Annotated in this window: 12 protein-coding genes; 8 read left to right on the top strand and 4 right to left on the bottom strand. The window is 36.2% G+C overall.

Translation table 11 applies throughout. The features are described from left to right. The 5 genes from CLV73_RS07015 to CLV73_RS06995 are packed head-to-tail and all read left to right on the top strand — an operon-like array spanning position 1 to position 5,803. Entirely contained in the window at positions 1-3,609 is a 3,609-nt protein-coding gene (locus tag CLV73_RS07015) for a response regulator (protein ID WP_100376129.1), read from the top strand. Positions 3,610-3,624: 15 nt separating this feature from the next. After that, positions 3,625-3,990 (top strand): response regulator, encoded by a 366-nt coding sequence (locus tag CLV73_RS07010; protein WP_185116760.1) that lies wholly within the window; start codon positions 3,625-3,627, stop codon positions 3,988-3,990. Then, positions 3,991-4,821, top strand: coding sequence for a CheR family methyltransferase (locus tag CLV73_RS07005; protein ID WP_100376127.1), 831 nt, complete (start codon positions 3,991-3,993; stop codon positions 4,819-4,821). A 13-nt stretch (positions 4,822-4,834) separates the two neighbouring features. Beyond that, positions 4,835-5,404: a chemotaxis protein CheB gene (locus tag CLV73_RS07000; protein WP_100376126.1), complete on the top strand. Its 570-nt coding sequence runs from the start codon at positions 4,835-4,837 to the stop codon at positions 5,402-5,404. A gap of 27 nt (positions 5,405-5,431) precedes the next feature. After that, on the top strand, positions 5,432-5,803 hold the full coding sequence (locus CLV73_RS06995) for a response regulator (protein WP_100376125.1): 372 nt from the start codon (positions 5,432-5,434) through the stop codon (positions 5,801-5,803). A 93-nt stretch (positions 5,804-5,896) separates the two neighbouring features. Here CLV73_RS06995 and CLV73_RS06990 read toward each other — a convergent pair whose 3' ends face one another. The 4 genes from CLV73_RS06990 to CLV73_RS06975 all read right to left on the bottom strand — a co-directional run bounded on the left by CLV73_RS06990 (position 5,897) and on the right by CLV73_RS06975 (position 10,508). Then, complete coding sequence (locus CLV73_RS06990) at positions 5,897-8,017, bottom strand: cation:proton antiporter (protein ID WP_100377012.1); 2,121 nt, start codon at positions 8,015-8,017, stop codon at positions 5,897-5,899. 6 nt (positions 8,018-8,023) lie between these two features. Beyond that, positions 8,024-8,587, bottom strand: a complete 564-nt coding sequence (locus CLV73_RS06985; RefSeq protein ID WP_100376124.1) for a hypothetical protein — start codon at positions 8,585-8,587, stop codon at positions 8,024-8,026. A gap of 148 nt (positions 8,588-8,735) precedes the next feature. Beyond that, entirely contained in the window at positions 8,736-9,041 is a 306-nt protein-coding gene (locus tag CLV73_RS06980) for a hypothetical protein (RefSeq protein ID WP_100376123.1), read from the bottom strand. Positions 9,042-9,188: 147 nt separating this feature from the next. Then, entirely contained in the window at positions 9,189-10,508 is a 1,320-nt protein-coding gene (locus CLV73_RS06975; protein ID WP_100376122.1) for an aspartate kinase, read from the bottom strand. Positions 10,509-11,148: 640 nt separating this feature from the next. Here CLV73_RS06975 and CLV73_RS06965 point away from each other — a divergent pair. From CLV73_RS06965 to CLV73_RS06955, 3 genes are read left to right on the top strand one after another with little or no spacing between them, the layout of a single operon-like run. Then, the gene (locus CLV73_RS06965) at positions 11,149-11,997 is read left to right on the top strand and encodes a hypothetical protein (protein ID WP_100376120.1); all 849 of its coding nucleotides are present in this window, start codon (positions 11,149-11,151) and stop codon (positions 11,995-11,997) included. A gap of 2 nt (positions 11,998-11,999) precedes the next feature. Next, positions 12,000-13,418 carry a phage tail protein gene (locus CLV73_RS06960; protein WP_100376119.1) on the top strand — a complete coding sequence of 473 codons (1,419 nt, stop codon included), beginning with the start codon at positions 12,000-12,002 and terminating at the stop codon, positions 13,416-13,418. A gap of 1 nt (position 13,419) precedes the next feature. Next, a complete protein-coding gene (locus CLV73_RS06955; protein ID WP_100376118.1) occupies positions 13,420-15,939 on the top strand; it encodes a hypothetical protein in 2,520 nt (839 codons plus the stop codon). Positions 15,940-15,961: the final 22 nt, after the last annotated feature.

Here is a 15,961-nt window from a genome sequence, read left to right as displayed (position 1 = left end):
ATGCCAAAAAAAATTATACGAAATCTCCAGTTTGGAGTAGGCCTTTCACTATTGATTTTGATAGCCAGTTCACTTGCTTCCTACTGGAGCATCCAGAACCAGATGAATCATCGGGAGAATCTTTCCAAAAGCAGGTTGGCAATGACGGCGGTGAAAGATGTTTTGGTATCCTTACTGGATGCGGAAACAGGAAACCGAGGCTATCAGCTGACCGGAAGAGAAGATTTTCTTGAGCCTTACAAGAGGGGCATGAGAGAATATCCTAAAGCTATGGTTCGCGCAGAATCATTGGGCCTGGATGATAAGAACCAGCAGGACAGGCTTAATAGCTTAAAAGTTTCAGTTAATCAGGTAACAGATAATCTGAAATATTTGGTTGAACAGAGGCGGAGAGGTAATATAATGACTCAGCAGCAAATCGTTACGAGTAAAGATTATATGGACCAGTGTCGTAAAATTGTCAATGATTTTGTACAGTATGAAGAAAGCCAGCTTGAAATTAAAAATAAAGATCTAAACCGTTCATCCAATACTACTGTTCTTTTCATTCTTTTTTCTGCTATAGCTGCTGTGGTAGTCACTGCATTCTTCTATATTAAAATGAGAGCGGATCTTATCAGAAGAGATAAACTGGAAAGAATGCTCAAGGAAAAAGACCAGGAAATGACACGTCGTGTAAGTGCTATCCAGAGGATTGCCAATAGAGTAGCTAACGGTGATTATACCGAAAAGGTTGTTGATAATGCAGGAGGCGACCTTGGCGATCTTGCAGAATCTCTCAATTACATGACCGAATCTTTAAAAAATTCTTTTGAAAAAATTAATAAAAGTGACTGGCGTCAAAAAGGGCTCGCTTTACTCAATGAATCTCTTGTTGGGAACAAATCTGTGAAAGAAGTTTCCGGTAAGGCTTTAAAACAATTGATAGAGTATGGTAAATGTATCAATGGTTCTTTGTATTTGTATGATGAAGGCGTTTTAAAACTTAATAAAGCATTTGGGTTGGAAGCCAATATGAAAAAGACTTTCGAGCCGGGAGAAGGAATGGTTGGCCAGGCTTTTATTAACGCTAAAACCCAGGTCTATAATAATCTTCATGAAGATGATTTTGTCGTAACTTTTGCCAGCAGTACGATCAAAATCTATGGAATTATATTGCTCCCAATCTTTGCAGACGGGCACATAATAGGCATTTTAGAGCTTGGATCCACTTCTAACTTTGAAGAAGACAGAATTGCCTATTTTGAAGAATGTTGTGTAAACATCGGAATTGCACTGAGCGCCGCAAGAGGCAGGGAAAAAGAACAGCAGCTGTTGGAAGAAACCCAGGCTCAGTCTGAAGAGCTTATGGTTCAACATTCCGAACTCGAGAATCTGAATACGGAACTGGAAGCTCAGACTCAGAAACTTCAGGCTTCGGAAGAGGAATTAAAAGTACAGCAGGAAGAACTGATGCAGGCAAATGTTGAGCTGGAAGAACGTTCAAGATTGCTGGAAGAAAAAAATCATCTGATTGCAGAACGTAATAATGAAATTCAGAAAAAAGTAGAGGAGCTGGCTTTAAGCACCAAATATAAGTCTGAATTCTTAGCCAATATGTCGCATGAATTGCGTACACCTCTGAATTCGATCCTTCTTTTATCAAGATTAATGGCCGAAAACCCGGAAAAAAATCTTAATGAAGACCAGGTAGAATCAGCTAAAGTTATTCAGAGCTCAGGAACAAGTTTGTTAACCTTGATTGATGAAATTCTTGATTTGGCCAAGATAGAATCCGGTAAGATGACTCTTGAATATCAGGATGTGTATATTGAAGAGGTGGTTAAAGATTTGAAAAGTCTTTTCAATCCTGTATTTCAGGAAAAACGTCTTCCGTTTAAGATTCAGATTGAACCCGATGTTCAAAAGGTTATTGAGGGAGACCGCCTTCGTATCGATCAGGTATTAAGAAATCTTTTGTCCAACGCTTTAAAATTTACATCCCAAGGAAGTATTGATTTACACATCAGAAACCATTCTGAAAAACCTGGGTTTATCATTTTCTCTGTGAAAGATACTGGAGTAGGGATTGCAAAAGACAAACAGAAAATCATCTTTGAAGCATTCCAGCAGGCGGATGGATCTACAAAAAGAAAATTCGGAGGTACCGGATTAGGATTATCAATAAGCCGCGAAATAGCAAAACTTCTCGGAGGCGAACTTACTTTGCAGAGTGAGCTTAATAAAGGAAGTGAATTCAGCTTTATTATTCCTGTGAATGCTGTACCTGAAAACAGGCAGGTTGAAACAGAAAATGATTTGGTAGAGATTATCCGTGAGGATGTTGAAGAAATTCAACATATACTTGATGAAACCGGAATAGACACAGCTCAGGTAAGTAAGCTTGAAATTCCTGAAGATGTAGAGGACGACAGAGAAAATATTAAGGATGGGGATAAAGTAATTCTGATTATCGAAGATGATATCAATTTTGCGAAAGCTTTATTAAAATATGCCCATTTACAGGATTATAAAGGTGTTGTTGTGGTAAGAGGAGATCAAGGGCTTTCAGCTGCTCAGAAGTTTAAGCCAAATGCCATCTTATTGGATGTTCAGCTTCCTGTAAAAGACGGATGGAAGGTGATGGATGAGCTAAAATCTCATACAGAGACCAGACATATTCCGGTGCATATGATGTCTGTTTTGCACGTTAAAAAAGAAAGCCTCATGAAAGGTGCGGTTGACTTCATCAGTAAACCGGTAGCTCTTGATAAAATGACCGATGTATTTAGAAAAATTGAAGAAGCTTTAAAAAAGGGCCCTCAAAAAGTTCTTATTGTTGAAGAAAATGCCAAACATGCCAGTGCATTATCTTATTATCTGAGTAATTTTAATATTTCTCTTTCTGTAGAGCACAATGTAGAAGACAGTGTCAAAGCGTTGACTTCCAATCAAGCTGATTGCGTTATTCTTGACATCGGAAGCTTAAAAGGAAATAAATACCAGGTAATAGAATCCATAAAAAGTTATGAAGGCTTGGAGAATCTTCCGATTATTATTTTTACGGAACACAATTTATCAAAAGAAGAAGAATTGAAAATAAAACAATATGCTGACTCTATTGTGGTAAAAACGGCGCACTCTTATCAAAGAATCTTAGATGAGGTGGGATTATTCTTACATTTGGTAGAAGAGAAAAAAAACTCCGCTGAGAGTACCAGAGGAAAAGCTCTGGGATCTCTGACGGAAGTGCTAAGCGGGAAAAAAGTTCTCATCACAGATGATGATGTAAGAAATATCTTTTCTTTGACCAAAGCGCTGGAAAAATATAAAGTTGACGTTATTGTAGCAATGGATGGAAAGCATGCGCTTCAGCAGCTCCGTGACAATCCGGATATAGATGTTATTTTAATGGATATGATGATGCCTGAAATGGATGGCTATGAATCCATTATGGAAATCAGGAAAATACCGGCATTCAAAAAGCTGCCTATTATCGCGGTGACTGCTAAGTCCATGATTGGAGATCGTGAAAAATGTCTTAATGCAGGAGCTTCAGATTATATTTCAAAGCCGGTAGATATTGATCAGCTTTTGTCATTGCTTCGAGTATGGTTATATGAAAGTTAAAGAGATAAAATTCTGATGAATAAGAAAATTTTAATAGTGGATGATGATCCACGTAATATATTTGCTTTAAAGCTAACCCTTAAGGCGCGTGGTTATGCCGTTGAAACTTGTACAATGGCTCAGGAAGCTTTTGATATTCTGAAGTCTGAATACGATTTTTCTGTTATTTTGATGGATATGATGATGCCCGAAATAGATGGCTATGAAGCCGTCAGAATCATAAGAAACACTCCTGAAATCAAAGATATTCCCATTATTGCAGTGACTGCACAGGCAATGCCTGAAGACCGTCAGAAATGTATTGAAGTGGGTGCGAATGATTATATCTCAAAGCCCATTGATGTAGATCTTTTATTAACTGCGATAGAAAAATTTATCTAAATGCTGGAACCGAATATCATAAAAGATCAGGAGGTAGAATACCTTATTCATGATGTCTATGAGATGTATGGCTATGATTTTTCGGGCTACAGCAGAGCTTCCCTTAAAAGAAGAATGAACAGGATATGTCTCTTGGATAGGTTTACCAGCTTTGCCGAGCTTAGATACACGATCATGAATGATCCGGACTATATAACGCGTTTTGTAGAAGAAATCACTGTAAACGTCACAGAAATGTTCAGAGACCCTCTTTTTTTTAAAGCTTTAAGAGAAGATATATTACCGCAGCTTGGCACCTATCCGCTGATCAGGATATGGATTGCCGGTTGCTCAACAGGTGAAGAAGCCTATTCTATAGCCATTTTGCTGAAAGAAGCCGGGCTTTATCATAAATCTCTTATTTATGGTACGGACCTGAATCCTTCTGTTTTGGAAACTGCAAGAGCGGGTGTTTTTCCTTTGCAGCAGATGAAACAGTATTCTGAGAATTATATGCTTTCAGGAGGAATTAAAGATTTTTCTACGTATTATACCGCTAATTATGATAGTGTGAGGTTTGACAAAAGTTTACAGGAAAAACTGATTTTATCTACCCATAATTTGGTTTCGGACAGCTCTTTTAACAGCTTTCAACTGATTATTTGCAGAAATGTTTTGATTTATTTTGACAGGGAATTACAGGAAAGAGTTTTCAATTTGTTTGATAATAGCTTGGAAAATCTGGGATTTTTGGCGCTGGGAGCGAAAGAAACCCTTAGGTTTTCTACTATAGAGAGGAACTATCATCAGGTCGAAGAACAGAAAATCTGGAAAAAAATTGATCATCATTAAATAAATTTAGAGATTGGAATCACAGGGTACCATAGAGTTAATTGTTATCGGAGGATCAGCAGGGAGTTTGCAGGTCATTATACAAATGATCAAAAATCTTGATGACACAGTAGATATTCCCATTGTACTGGTTGTTCATCGCAAAGCACAATCTGGTGATATTTTGCGTACCTTGCTGGAGCAGTTTACAAGAAAACCGGTTGTTGAAGTTGAGGACAAAACTGAGATTAAGAATAATGTCATATATATTGTTCCCGCAGACTATCATTTGCTGTTTGAAAGCAAAAAATATATGTCATTGGACAGTTCGGAGAAAATGAATTATTCCCGTCCTTCCATTGATGTTACTTTTAGAAGTGCGGCAGAAATTTATGGAAAAAATATGATAGGAATTCTTTTATCAGGGGCAAATGCTGATGGAACCGAAGGATTGAGCTACATAAAAAAGTATAAAGGAAAAATCTGGATCCAGGATCCTGAAACAGCAGAAGTGGATTATATGCCTAAGCATGCCATGGAAGAAATTGATTATGATCTCATCATAAGACCGGATAGTTTAGCGAATGATATCAATCAATTATAATATATAGAATGAATTAAACATAAAAATATGGAGAATAAGAAAATTTTAATATTTGATGATGATGCTGCTATTTTAGAAGTAGTTACTATCATCTTTGAAGAAAATGGCTACGAAGTCAGGATTTCGGAGACTTCACACGATATTCTTGAAAAAGTAGCTGAATGTAGACCGGATGTTATTTTAATGGATAACTGGATTCCGAAGATCGGAGGCGTGGAAGCTACCAAAATCCTTAAAAACAATGAAGAATTTAAGCATATTCCGGTAATCTACATGACAGCAAATAATAATATTGCTGCTCTGGCATCGGAAGCTTTGGCAGATGATTATATTTCAAAACCTTTTGATCTGGATGATCTTGAAGAAAAAGTAGCAAAATATATCATAGAACAAGTATAAAATGTCAAAATAAAAGGTAAATAGAAAGCTGCTATTTACCTTTTATTTTTCATCGTTAATTTTTAAAGAGCAATTTAAAAACTCATTAAAATGCTATTTAAAAATTTTAGTGATGATTTTTCCGATTTCTATAAAGTCAACATGATTTCCTACCGACCTTTTTTCAGTATTGGTATTGTCAAATTCAGAAAAAGGAAAAATAAGCAAATAATTTTTATCGATCAAATATCTGTTCAGCAGTTCAGGAATCAGTCTCATCTGAGGAATATAAGATATCATTCCTCTTTTTGCCATAAAAATAATAAGCGCTTCGTTATCTCTCAGTTCCGTTGCTGTTTTTTCGCCATCTTTCCATTTATTTAGGATGATGAATTCCGCTTCAATATTGGCTTTTTTTATAATTCTCTGCAGGATTGCTATAATTTCTTCAGAAGCGTAAAAAGTGATGGTTGCCCCGGAATTCCGTGCGATATTCCATACTCTGAGCAAAGCATGGAAAAATCCGGCTTCGCGGTGTGCATTCTCCGGAATCATAACAGCGTATCTTTTTATGGTAGATAAAGGTTGTGCGGCGTGGTAAACCATTACATTCACATCATCATTCTGTAGATATCCATTATAAAGATTATAAACAAAGGACGGGGAGAAGCCTTTATCATCTTCCAGCCCAATGATGAGGTCTGTAATATTTTGTTCTTTAATGACGTTGTTTATTCCGTTGATCACGTCATTATCATATCTTTTTAAAGACTGTATTTTTACATCTGCGGCAGCGGCAACATCAGTAGCCTGATGTAATAGTTTCTCGGCATTTTTTACGGACGATTCATTTTTATCTTCATTAATGACATTTAAAGCAAACAGGCTTTCCAGATTGGTAGGTGCTTTAATTAAAATCCCAAGATTAACCATTCTTTCCACTGTTGTTTCATAATTCAGTGCCAAAAGAATATTTTCCTGTTCGTGACTGTTTCCGGATACGGTCTCTTCATTATCTTGCTCTGCAATTTTTTGTGCATTAGACATTGATATAAATGATGAAATAGTACATGAGATGAGAATTAATAGAATACTCCCATTTAAAACGTGTTCATTTAATAATCTAACGGGTTCTCCTGTTTCACTTTCGGAAAGAATAATATTGTATCCAACCATTACAGAAGCTAATGTGGCAGCAGCAGATGCGGAACTTAATCCGAAAATTAACAGACCTTCTTCTTTGCTAAGTCTGAAAGTTTTTTGGGTCATAACAGCAGAAAGATATTTTCCTCCTATAGATGCAATAAGCATAATTGCCGCCACTTCTAAAGTTTCCCAGCTTTTAAAAAAAACTTTAAAATCTATCAGCATTCCGACACTGATAAGGAAGAACGGAATGAATATCGCATTCCCTACAAATTCTACGCGGTTCATCAATGAAGAAGTATGCGGAATAAGCCTGTTCAAAGCCAGCCCCGCAAAGAATGCGCCTATGATTGCTTCAACGCCTGCAAATTCTGCTAATAGGGCAGCAAGGTAAATCATTACCAAAACAAAGATATATTGGGAAATTTTATCATCTACCTTTTTGAAAAACCATCGTCCGATAATCGGGAATATCAGCAGTACAACCAAAGCAAATGCAATAAAAGAAACTGAAAGTTTGACCCAGAATTCTGTCTTAACATCTCCCTGAGACATTCCTACAATAATCGCAAGGACCAGGAGTGCTAAAATATCGGTAATCATTGTTCCGCCCACGGTGATGTTCACTGCAGAGTTTTTGGATATTCCTAATTTACTGACTAAAGGATAAGCTATTAACGTGTGCGATGAAAATAAACTTGCAAAAAGTATGGAAGTCAGTACCGAGAAATTCAGAATATAGACTCCTCCCAGATACCCTAAAATAAAAGGTACAGTAAAGGTGTAGATTCCAAAAGTGAGACTTTTCCATTTATTTTTTTTAAAATCCCCCATGTCTATTTCCAGACCCGCCAAAAACATGATATAAAGAAGCCCGGTTGTTCCGGTCACAACAATACTGCTGTCTCTTGCCAGAATATTGAATCCATTGGGACCAATAACTGCTCCGGCTATAATTAAACCCAGTAAATGAGGAACTTTAATCTTATTCAATAAAAGTGGTGCTGCCAGAATAATGATGAGAACCAAAAGAAATTTCAGTACTGGATCTTCAACGGGAAGATTTGTATGTAGGGTAAGTAAAGTCATGAACATTTATTTTTTAGAACGTATCAGCTCAACTGAGAATTTTGCCATGCAATTGTCAACAGCTATAGTCCTTGTTCCCCGGATTTTATCTGCCGAAATATCATTGAGCAAAACATTCATATCCACCTTTTTTTTGGCAGTAGAATCTGTTTTGAAATTAAGCCTGATCTCGTTATTCTCAAAATTACCGGAATATGATCTTACCAAATTATTATTGTTGATGATTTTTGTGAATAGCTGAATAGAGTCACTGGCAAATTCCCAAATATCGGTTCGTTGATCTCCGACAACATAATCGCTGCAGTTAGATTCAGTACAGACCACTTTTCCGGTCCATGACCCAGCAATACTATCAGGCCATTTAATAATTTTGATTGAATCTGCATGTTGTGTATTAAAAATGCTGTCTCTCATTTTCAGCAAAGCATTGTATTCTGCTTCCTTTTGGGCAAATAATTTTTCTTTTTCCAAGAGCTGCTGCTCTTTTAAAGCTAATTCTTTCGTTTTATCCTTGTTATTGCAGTTTACAAGCAACAATAAAAGAAGATTTAAAAATATTAGATTTTTCATAGAAGTACGTTGCTGCCTAAATATAAGAAAACTTACGGCTAAATCCAACTTACGTGAAATGAAAGAGTAAAGAAAGATGAAAATAATGGCTAATTTAATCGCCAATAAAGCTTTTCAGAATAAAGATAATAGTTGATTTGCCTAAAAATTAAGAATAAACAGCAACGATGATCCCGTTACCAATCGTGCCGGTATTGTCGGAAATTTCGAAATCCATTCCGGTATACAATTTATCCAGAAATAATTCCGCATTGATCAGTGTAACATCAACGGTAACAGAGTCTCCGGGAAAAATAAGCTCTTCCTCTTCAAAAGTCTGAGCACCAATATAAGTCTGCAATTCAAAAGGAAACAGAAATGTTGCCCGAAATCCTGTAGATACAGGACTTACCAGTCCTCCTTTTTCAGTGGAGTAATAATTAATTAGCGCTTTAAAGTTTGGAAATTTTTTCATTAAAGCAAAGCTAGAAAAGAATTTTTAAACTTTACGAATATTTATGTTCCACTTTTATTATATAGCTATGTACTATTTTTATAGAACATATATATCAAAAATCACTTTACGAGTAAAGTGATTTTTGATAAAATAAGTTTAAATAAGTTAAAATAATCTGTTGTGTAAAGATCTTAATGCTTCAATTTTGTGAGTGGAAGGAACCAGCAATGAAATATTATTTTCGCTTCCTCCGTAAGAGATCATTCTAATAGGGATATGTTTTACGGCATCCGAAACAATGCTTGCATATCCGTGATTGCTTTTTCTGAAATCTCCGACAATACAGATGATCGATTGATCATTGTCAATTTCAACGGCAGAAAATAGTTCCAGCTCTTTTATAATTTCAGGAAGAGAGCCGGTTTCATCTATGGTAAGTGAAACGGCTACTTCAGAAGTTGTGATCATATCAATAGGAGTTTTGAAACGTTCAAAAACTTCAAAAACCTTTCTCAAGAATCCGTATGCCATCAGCATTCGGGAAGATTGAATACGGATCGCTGTAATACCGTCTTTAGCAGCGATGGCTACAATCTGATTCTGATTGCTGGTTTCTCCTGAAATCAACGTGCCTTGTGCTGTTGGGTTCATTGTATCCAGTAATCTTACAGGAACATTATATTTTCTTGCCGGGAAAACGCTTTGGGGATGCAGGATTTTGGCTCCAAAATAGGACAGCTCTGCCGCTTCATCAAAACTAAGTTTGGCAATGGATTTTGTATTTGGTACATATCTCGGATCATTATTGTGAAATCCATCAATATCTGTCCAGATCTGAATCTCTTCAACCTGTAGTGCCGCACCTATTAATGAAGCAGTATAATCAGAACCTCCACGGCGAAGATTATCAATTTCCCCTTCAGCATTTTTGCAGATATAACCTTGCGTGATAAACAGTTTTTCCTCAGGATATTTTGCAATTTCCACACTTAGGTGCTCTTGAAGATATTCGATATCGGGCTCGTTGTTTTCATCAATCAGCATAAAATCCAGCGCTGGTAAAAGTACAGAAGGAACTTCAATTTCTTTTAAATGCAAATGGAAAAGGGTAGTGGAAATGATTTCACCTTGAGCAAGAATGATTCGTTCAGCAGTTGAGGTGAAATTCTTATTCTTAAATTGGTAAAATAAATCGAATATTTTGTCAATGAACTCGGTAGCTTCTAAAATACCTTCTTCCGTTTTAAATAATTGATGAACAAATTTTTTATATTGCTCATAAAGCTTGTCAATGTGTGCGTAAGCGGCTTGAATGTCTTTTTTTGCATATAATGTGGATAAGGTTACCAAATCATTAGTGGTTCCTGATACGGCTGATAAAACAACCAGGTGTTTGTCTGCTGCCTGAGAACTGATAATAGGTAATAACTGCTCAATCCTTTCCGGACTTCCAACCGAAGTGCCTCCAAATTTTAAAACTTTCATAGTATAGGTAAAAATGTTAATTATTAAAACAAAAAAAGAGCTTGTCGTGATGACAAGCTCCTGTATGTGGGTTCTAACCAAAGGAAAATGACTCACGACGTTCGACGTAAGTACTGTTTCTTTCCCTTTTTTAAGTTAGATAATATCATTTCTTTTTTTGCTGGGCAAATATAGAAAATAAAATTTATGTTTTTAAAATTTTTAATCAATTGCTCTTACTTTTTTCACGACCTCTAAAAATCCGGGTACAAGTATGATGGAATACATAAATAGTTTTTATCTGTTGAATCCTTGTACAGAAAAATTGTTCTGAATTTACCAAAATGAGATTTGGGACTTGCTGCAACTACAGAATAGAGACCCCAAAAAACTTTCACAGGAACGAAAAAAAAGTGAATTTTGAGCATTGAAATTACAATCAGTACCATTCAATTTCAAAAAACAAAAGGTACTGCAACTACAGAATAGAGAGGTCAAAAAACTTTTATAAAAGCCGAAGAAATATAAAATTTGAATTCTTAAAAAAGATGAATCATCATTGAGTTCAAAAATATTAGCAAAAAACGCAGGTGGTTTTGTAACCCACTATTGAATCTCTCAAATTATCAATTTTTATCAAAACTAATTATCAAATAATCAAATGAGTACACCACTAGATATAATTTTCAGTTGGTTTGAAGCTGGAGATTTTCCAACAGAGGCACAATTTAAAGAAACGTTTTCATCCTTTTATCATAAGGATAGCTTAATTCCTATAGAGAATATTGAAGGGTTTGAAGAAATGTTTCAATTGTTTGCGAGTGCAGAAGCATTTAAAGAGCATTTAACAGATCCAAAGGCTCATTCGGAATTTCTGGCTCTGCTTGATGCCAGTAATCTAGCCCCGGCTCATATAGAGAGTTGGAAGAGTAAGCTCGGCATTGGCAATATTGCCACGATTGATAGCTCCGATCAAGTGGGTAATGTGTACACCAAAATACAGGTAGATGATTTTGTTGGTAAGTTGAAAGATGTGGATAAAGACTTAACATCGGAGATCGAAAAGATTAAAAGGTTACTCCTTTCCAATGATCCTTCTTTGGATGAGCTTCAGGAAATAGTAGACTATATTAAAGAAAATAAAGAACAGATAGAATTGCTTAAAGAGGCTGTTATCAATAGTTCAGATGATAAAATCCGCCTTGTTGGAAGTTATTTAAACTGGGGAGCTGTCACTTATCAAAATCAGTTCAATGATTTGGTATATGATAAAATTGAAACTATCGAAGATGACACCAGTTCCGAAAAAAACAAATATGAAGAGAGAGTCAGGGGTGACTCTGTGATAAAACATAATCTTGATACATTAAGTTTTGTGATTGATGCTTACGACACAGTTACAATGTTTACAATACCCCTTAAGGTAAGAAGAATAGACAGCAATACTATTGAAGTGTTGTTTGATTCAATACCACCCAATATCATTCAGTTAACAATTAAAAAAATATAATTATGGACATTAAATACGCTTATTATCGAAGCTCTGTAGGGTACAAAATCGAAGGAAAAACAGACAATGACATTTTAACCGCAGGCGGTAGCACGAGGTCAATCAATTCTTTTTGGCATGATGGCAACTTTAATCCTTTAGATTATGTGCCTAAAACGCGGACATTAACAATTAATGGTACAGTTTATGATTTGTCGGCAAACAGATCATTTACTACGCCGGACACAATTACCCGTCTGAAAGGTGGTGCATCAGGATCTTTAGTATCCGGCGATGTGACCCTTGCAGCAGGTTCTAACGTGACGATTAATCAAACCGGGAATACTATCACATTAGCTGCTACCGATACAACGTATAGCGCAGGTAATGGCCTGACATTAACAGGAACTTCATTTTCCTTGCCAGTCGCTACTTCAGGTACAGGAAATGTGGTTACCGGAATTACTCAGACGGCTAACGGAATAACGGTGAATCTTGGCTCTATGCCTACTTCAACGGATTTGGCTAATTATATCCCATTATCTCAGAAAGGTGCGGCAAATGGGGTTGCTACTTTGGATGGAGCAGGGCAGGTTCCGGCATCTCAATTGCCATCTTATGTGGATGACGTTTTGGAAGGATATTATAAAACTGCTGACGGAAAGTTTTATAAAGAAGCAGCTTATACCAATCTTATTGCTGGAGAAACAGGTAAAATTTATGTATCTCTTGACACTAACAAAACTTACAGATGGACAGGAACAACGTTCGTTTATATCACTTCTGGTGCTGTAGATTCTGTAAATGGATTGACAGGTGTTGTAGTTTTAAATAAATCTCATGTCGGTTTAAGTAACGTTGATAATACGGCAGATGCAGCGAAAAATGTTCTTACCGCTACTAAATGGATTACCCCTAGAACTATTTCGCTTTCCGGAGTAACCGCAACAGCACAGAGTATTGATGGTTCTGGAAATGTAGCAATTCCTGTTACTGCTGTTCCGGCAACATTGTTAACGGGGACTGCAGCAATCAATACAACAGGATCGGCGGCAAAACTGACAACACCGCGAACAATTTCTGCTACAGGTGACGCTTCGTGGACGACAACCTTTGACGGTTCGGTAAACGTTACCTCTGCATTGACATTGGCTGCAACAGGAGTAACCGCCGGAACTTATGATCAGGTTACTGTTGATTCTAAAGGTAGAGTTACTGCCGGAAGTAATACTGTAAGATCATATACGACTGCTATTTCCGGAACTTCAAGTATAGCGCACAATTTAGGAACTAGAAATGTGGATGTTGCAATGTATGATACTGTAACATTTTACAAAATTGATGGCAGAATAAAATTAACTGATCCGAATAAAATAGATATTGAATTTGATTCTGCTTTACCTAATACTGTATCAGTAACAGTAACCAGTAAAGACATTTAATATGGATATAAAATACGCATATTATAATACTTCTAAAGGCTATAGAGTAGTGGGCGGTACAGCCGCCCACTTTTTAAAGGCTGATGGCTCTTTGGATGGTACAGAGTATATTGATAAGTATTCAGAGCAAAATATATTAGGAAGAAAATATTTTTCGGGAGCAATCGGTAATTCTTATAATTTAACAGCAATTGAAACAAGAGGTAACGGTTCTACTGTATACCCATCAATAGGATTTCATCAACCAGGGCAATATGCTGCTACATTAAGTTTTAGATCTAATGGATTTAACTTTATGGATTATTCAGGTACTTTACTGACAGATGTAAATGCTGCCAAGTTTATAAAAGGAGGCTCAGATGATTCATACTTACTATTAGGAGGAGGAGGACATTTACCTAGAACAAGCTTTGCTTCCGGTAATTATAGAGACTATCAGGATAATAGAGAAATAAATCCTAATGAGATATCTCCAATGCAAATTTCATATGGATTTACTACTTGGAATAATGATATAACGACATCGACTTATGCAGACTTCTTACACTTTGGTGGTTACACAGATGCATCAGGAGGACAGCAAAACTTAATCGCATTCAATAAAAATGGTTTTGGAATAAGGCAATTTCAAGGACCTTGGCAAGATGGTAATAGGTATAGTAAGTATGTAGATTATTTTCATAATGGAGCAACAATTGATTATTCGGATATTTTAACTAATATTATAACAGCAGGGGCAAGTGGATGGGCTCAGAGAAAATTATTAGGAAGAGGTTGGAATCCAACTTACGGAGATCACGTAGAAATCAATGTGCCTGGTTCAACAGCTAATACTGCTTCTTTAAAACTAAATCATTCAGGTGGTTTATATGTAAATGATAATTTAGTTTGGAATGCAGGAAATTTCAATCCTGATTCAAAAGATAGTGCATGGCTTCATTCAGGTAGAGATTTCACTCAAGGTACCCGAATACTTACTAATATAGACTACTCTCAATGGTCTGGTGCTGCATTTTTAGTAGAAATTAAAGGAAACATGTATGGTGGAGGTATGGTAATGGATTGTAAGATACAGGGTTATATTTACAATGATACTATTATCAATGCTGTTGGTTATTCTACGCACCCACTGTTAACGGAAATTATTGCTTTAAATCTAAATGGTGAACTTTGTTTTTGGTTCCCAAGACTATCTTATTGGCAAGGATTTTCTGTAAAAGTAACTGATGTTACATCAGCAGGTGTGACAACTACGACAAATAGAGCATATCAAATAGCTGATGCAGCAGATCCGGGAGGTATTAAAAGAGTACGTATTCCAATAGCTACAATAGCTACTCAGAATTGGATTAATGGACAGTCATTTGTTACCACAAATACAGTACAGGCTATAACAGCATTAAAGGAGTTTTATACTACTCTTGCCATGGCGAATGGTCAATCTATTTATCTTAAAGGCTCATCCGATACAGCCCATTATATTAGGCACTTTTCAGATGATACGGACGGTTTTGGAGTAAGTTCAGGATTTGCTGTTAAGAACTATTCTACACTTGATAATCTATTTCAAGTTACATCAACAGGCTTTGGTGAGTTTAAACAGAATGTTCGAGCAGGCGGATTCTTAAAAGCAGGTTCATCAAACAATTTTGTACTATTAGGATATGGAGATCATAAACCTTTAAGTGATTTCTGGACTTCGGCTAATTTTAATCCTGCAACTAAAGTTAATACCTGGGAAAATGCTTATGCACTAGGTTTTTCTTCAGGCTCATCCACGGGAGCCCCTTATATATATCATGCTACTGATGGCTATGTATTCTTGGCTACTCAATCCTGGGTGTCATCTAATTTTGCGAATCAAATCCAGTTAAATGTAGAGTTCACTACGAATTTAGGGACTGGTTTGATGTTGTCAGATGACAAAATTGGGGGAGAATCAGGATTAATTGATATTCATCAAAAAGCATTTATAGCGGGTAAAATTGGTGAATATTATAAATATGGAAGTAGTATTGATGGATTAGAAGGAATCAATTATGATTTAGGTAAAAAAAATATCGGAATTGGCGGTGATATTGACTCTAACAAAGTAAGAGTTGAAGGTTGTGTTAAGGCCATAGGAAATTTTAAATCAGAGGAGGAAAAACCAGATACAATGTTCATTCCGGACGGTCAGATAGCTACTCTCCGAGATGAAATTGTTAATGCAAAATATGCCATTAGATTAAATCCGCACGAATATGGAATCGATGCTTATAGCACCCTCGATGTAGATGATAGAAATAGGCTTATCCATATTGTAGCGGACCAGGTTGATATGCGTGTTAATTTTAATAAAATTTACCCTAAACAACAGATAGTCATTTATAATTTTGATCAAAAAGGTAATGGTCTGGAAGTTCAGATAAATGGTAAAACCATATATTATATAGAACAGCATTGTTTCCTTAGATTGTATGTCACAAATTCATTACGAGTGATTGCAGAAAGACAGCAGCCGTGTGATTTTGTTTGGTAAATAGTAGATAACAAATTAAAAG

It is taken from the genome of Chryseobacterium geocarposphaerae, assembly GCF_002797535.1.
Classification (GTDB): domain Bacteria; phylum Bacteroidota; class Bacteroidia; order Flavobacteriales; family Weeksellaceae; genus Chryseobacterium; species Chryseobacterium geocarposphaerae.
The sequence above is the reverse complement of the archived record's forward strand: the minus strand, read 5'-3'. Positions and strand labels throughout refer to the sequence as shown.

Bases quoted from the DNA above. Each gene is read 5' to 3' on its own strand.
- CLV73_RS06965 (WP_100376120.1), top strand. From the start codon at position 11,149: ATGAGTACACCACTAGATATAATTTTCAGTTGGTTTGAAGCTGGAGAT.
- CLV73_RS06995 (WP_100376125.1), top strand. From the start codon at position 5,432: ATGGAGAATAAGAAAATTTTAATATTTGATGATGATGCTGCTATTTTA.
- CLV73_RS07010 (WP_185116760.1), top strand. From the start codon at position 3,625: ATGAATAAGAAAATTTTAATAGTGGATGATGATCCACGTAATATATTT.
- CLV73_RS07015 (WP_100376129.1), top strand. From the start codon at position 1: ATGCCAAAAAAAATTATACGAAATCTCCAGTTTGGAGTAGGCCTTTCA.
- CLV73_RS06990 (WP_100377012.1), bottom strand. From the start codon at position 8,017: ATGACTTTACTTACCCTACATACAAATCTTCCCGTTGAAGATCCAGTA.
- CLV73_RS06960 (WP_100376119.1), top strand. From the start codon at position 12,000: ATGGACATTAAATACGCTTATTATCGAAGCTCTGTAGGGTACAAAATC.
- CLV73_RS06955 (WP_100376118.1), top strand. From the start codon at position 13,420: ATGGATATAAAATACGCATATTATAATACTTCTAAAGGCTATAGAGTA.
- CLV73_RS06985 (WP_100376124.1), bottom strand. From the start codon at position 8,587: ATGAAAAATCTAATATTTTTAAATCTTCTTTTATTGTTGCTTGTAAAC.
- CLV73_RS06975 (WP_100376122.1), bottom strand. From the start codon at position 10,508: ATGAAAGTTTTAAAATTTGGAGGCACTTCGGTTGGAAGTCCGGAAAGG.
- CLV73_RS06980 (WP_100376123.1), bottom strand. From the start codon at position 9,041: ATGAAAAAATTTCCAAACTTTAAAGCGCTAATTAATTATTACTCCACT.
- CLV73_RS07005 (WP_100376127.1), top strand. From the start codon at position 3,991: ATGCTGGAACCGAATATCATAAAAGATCAGGAGGTAGAATACCTTATT.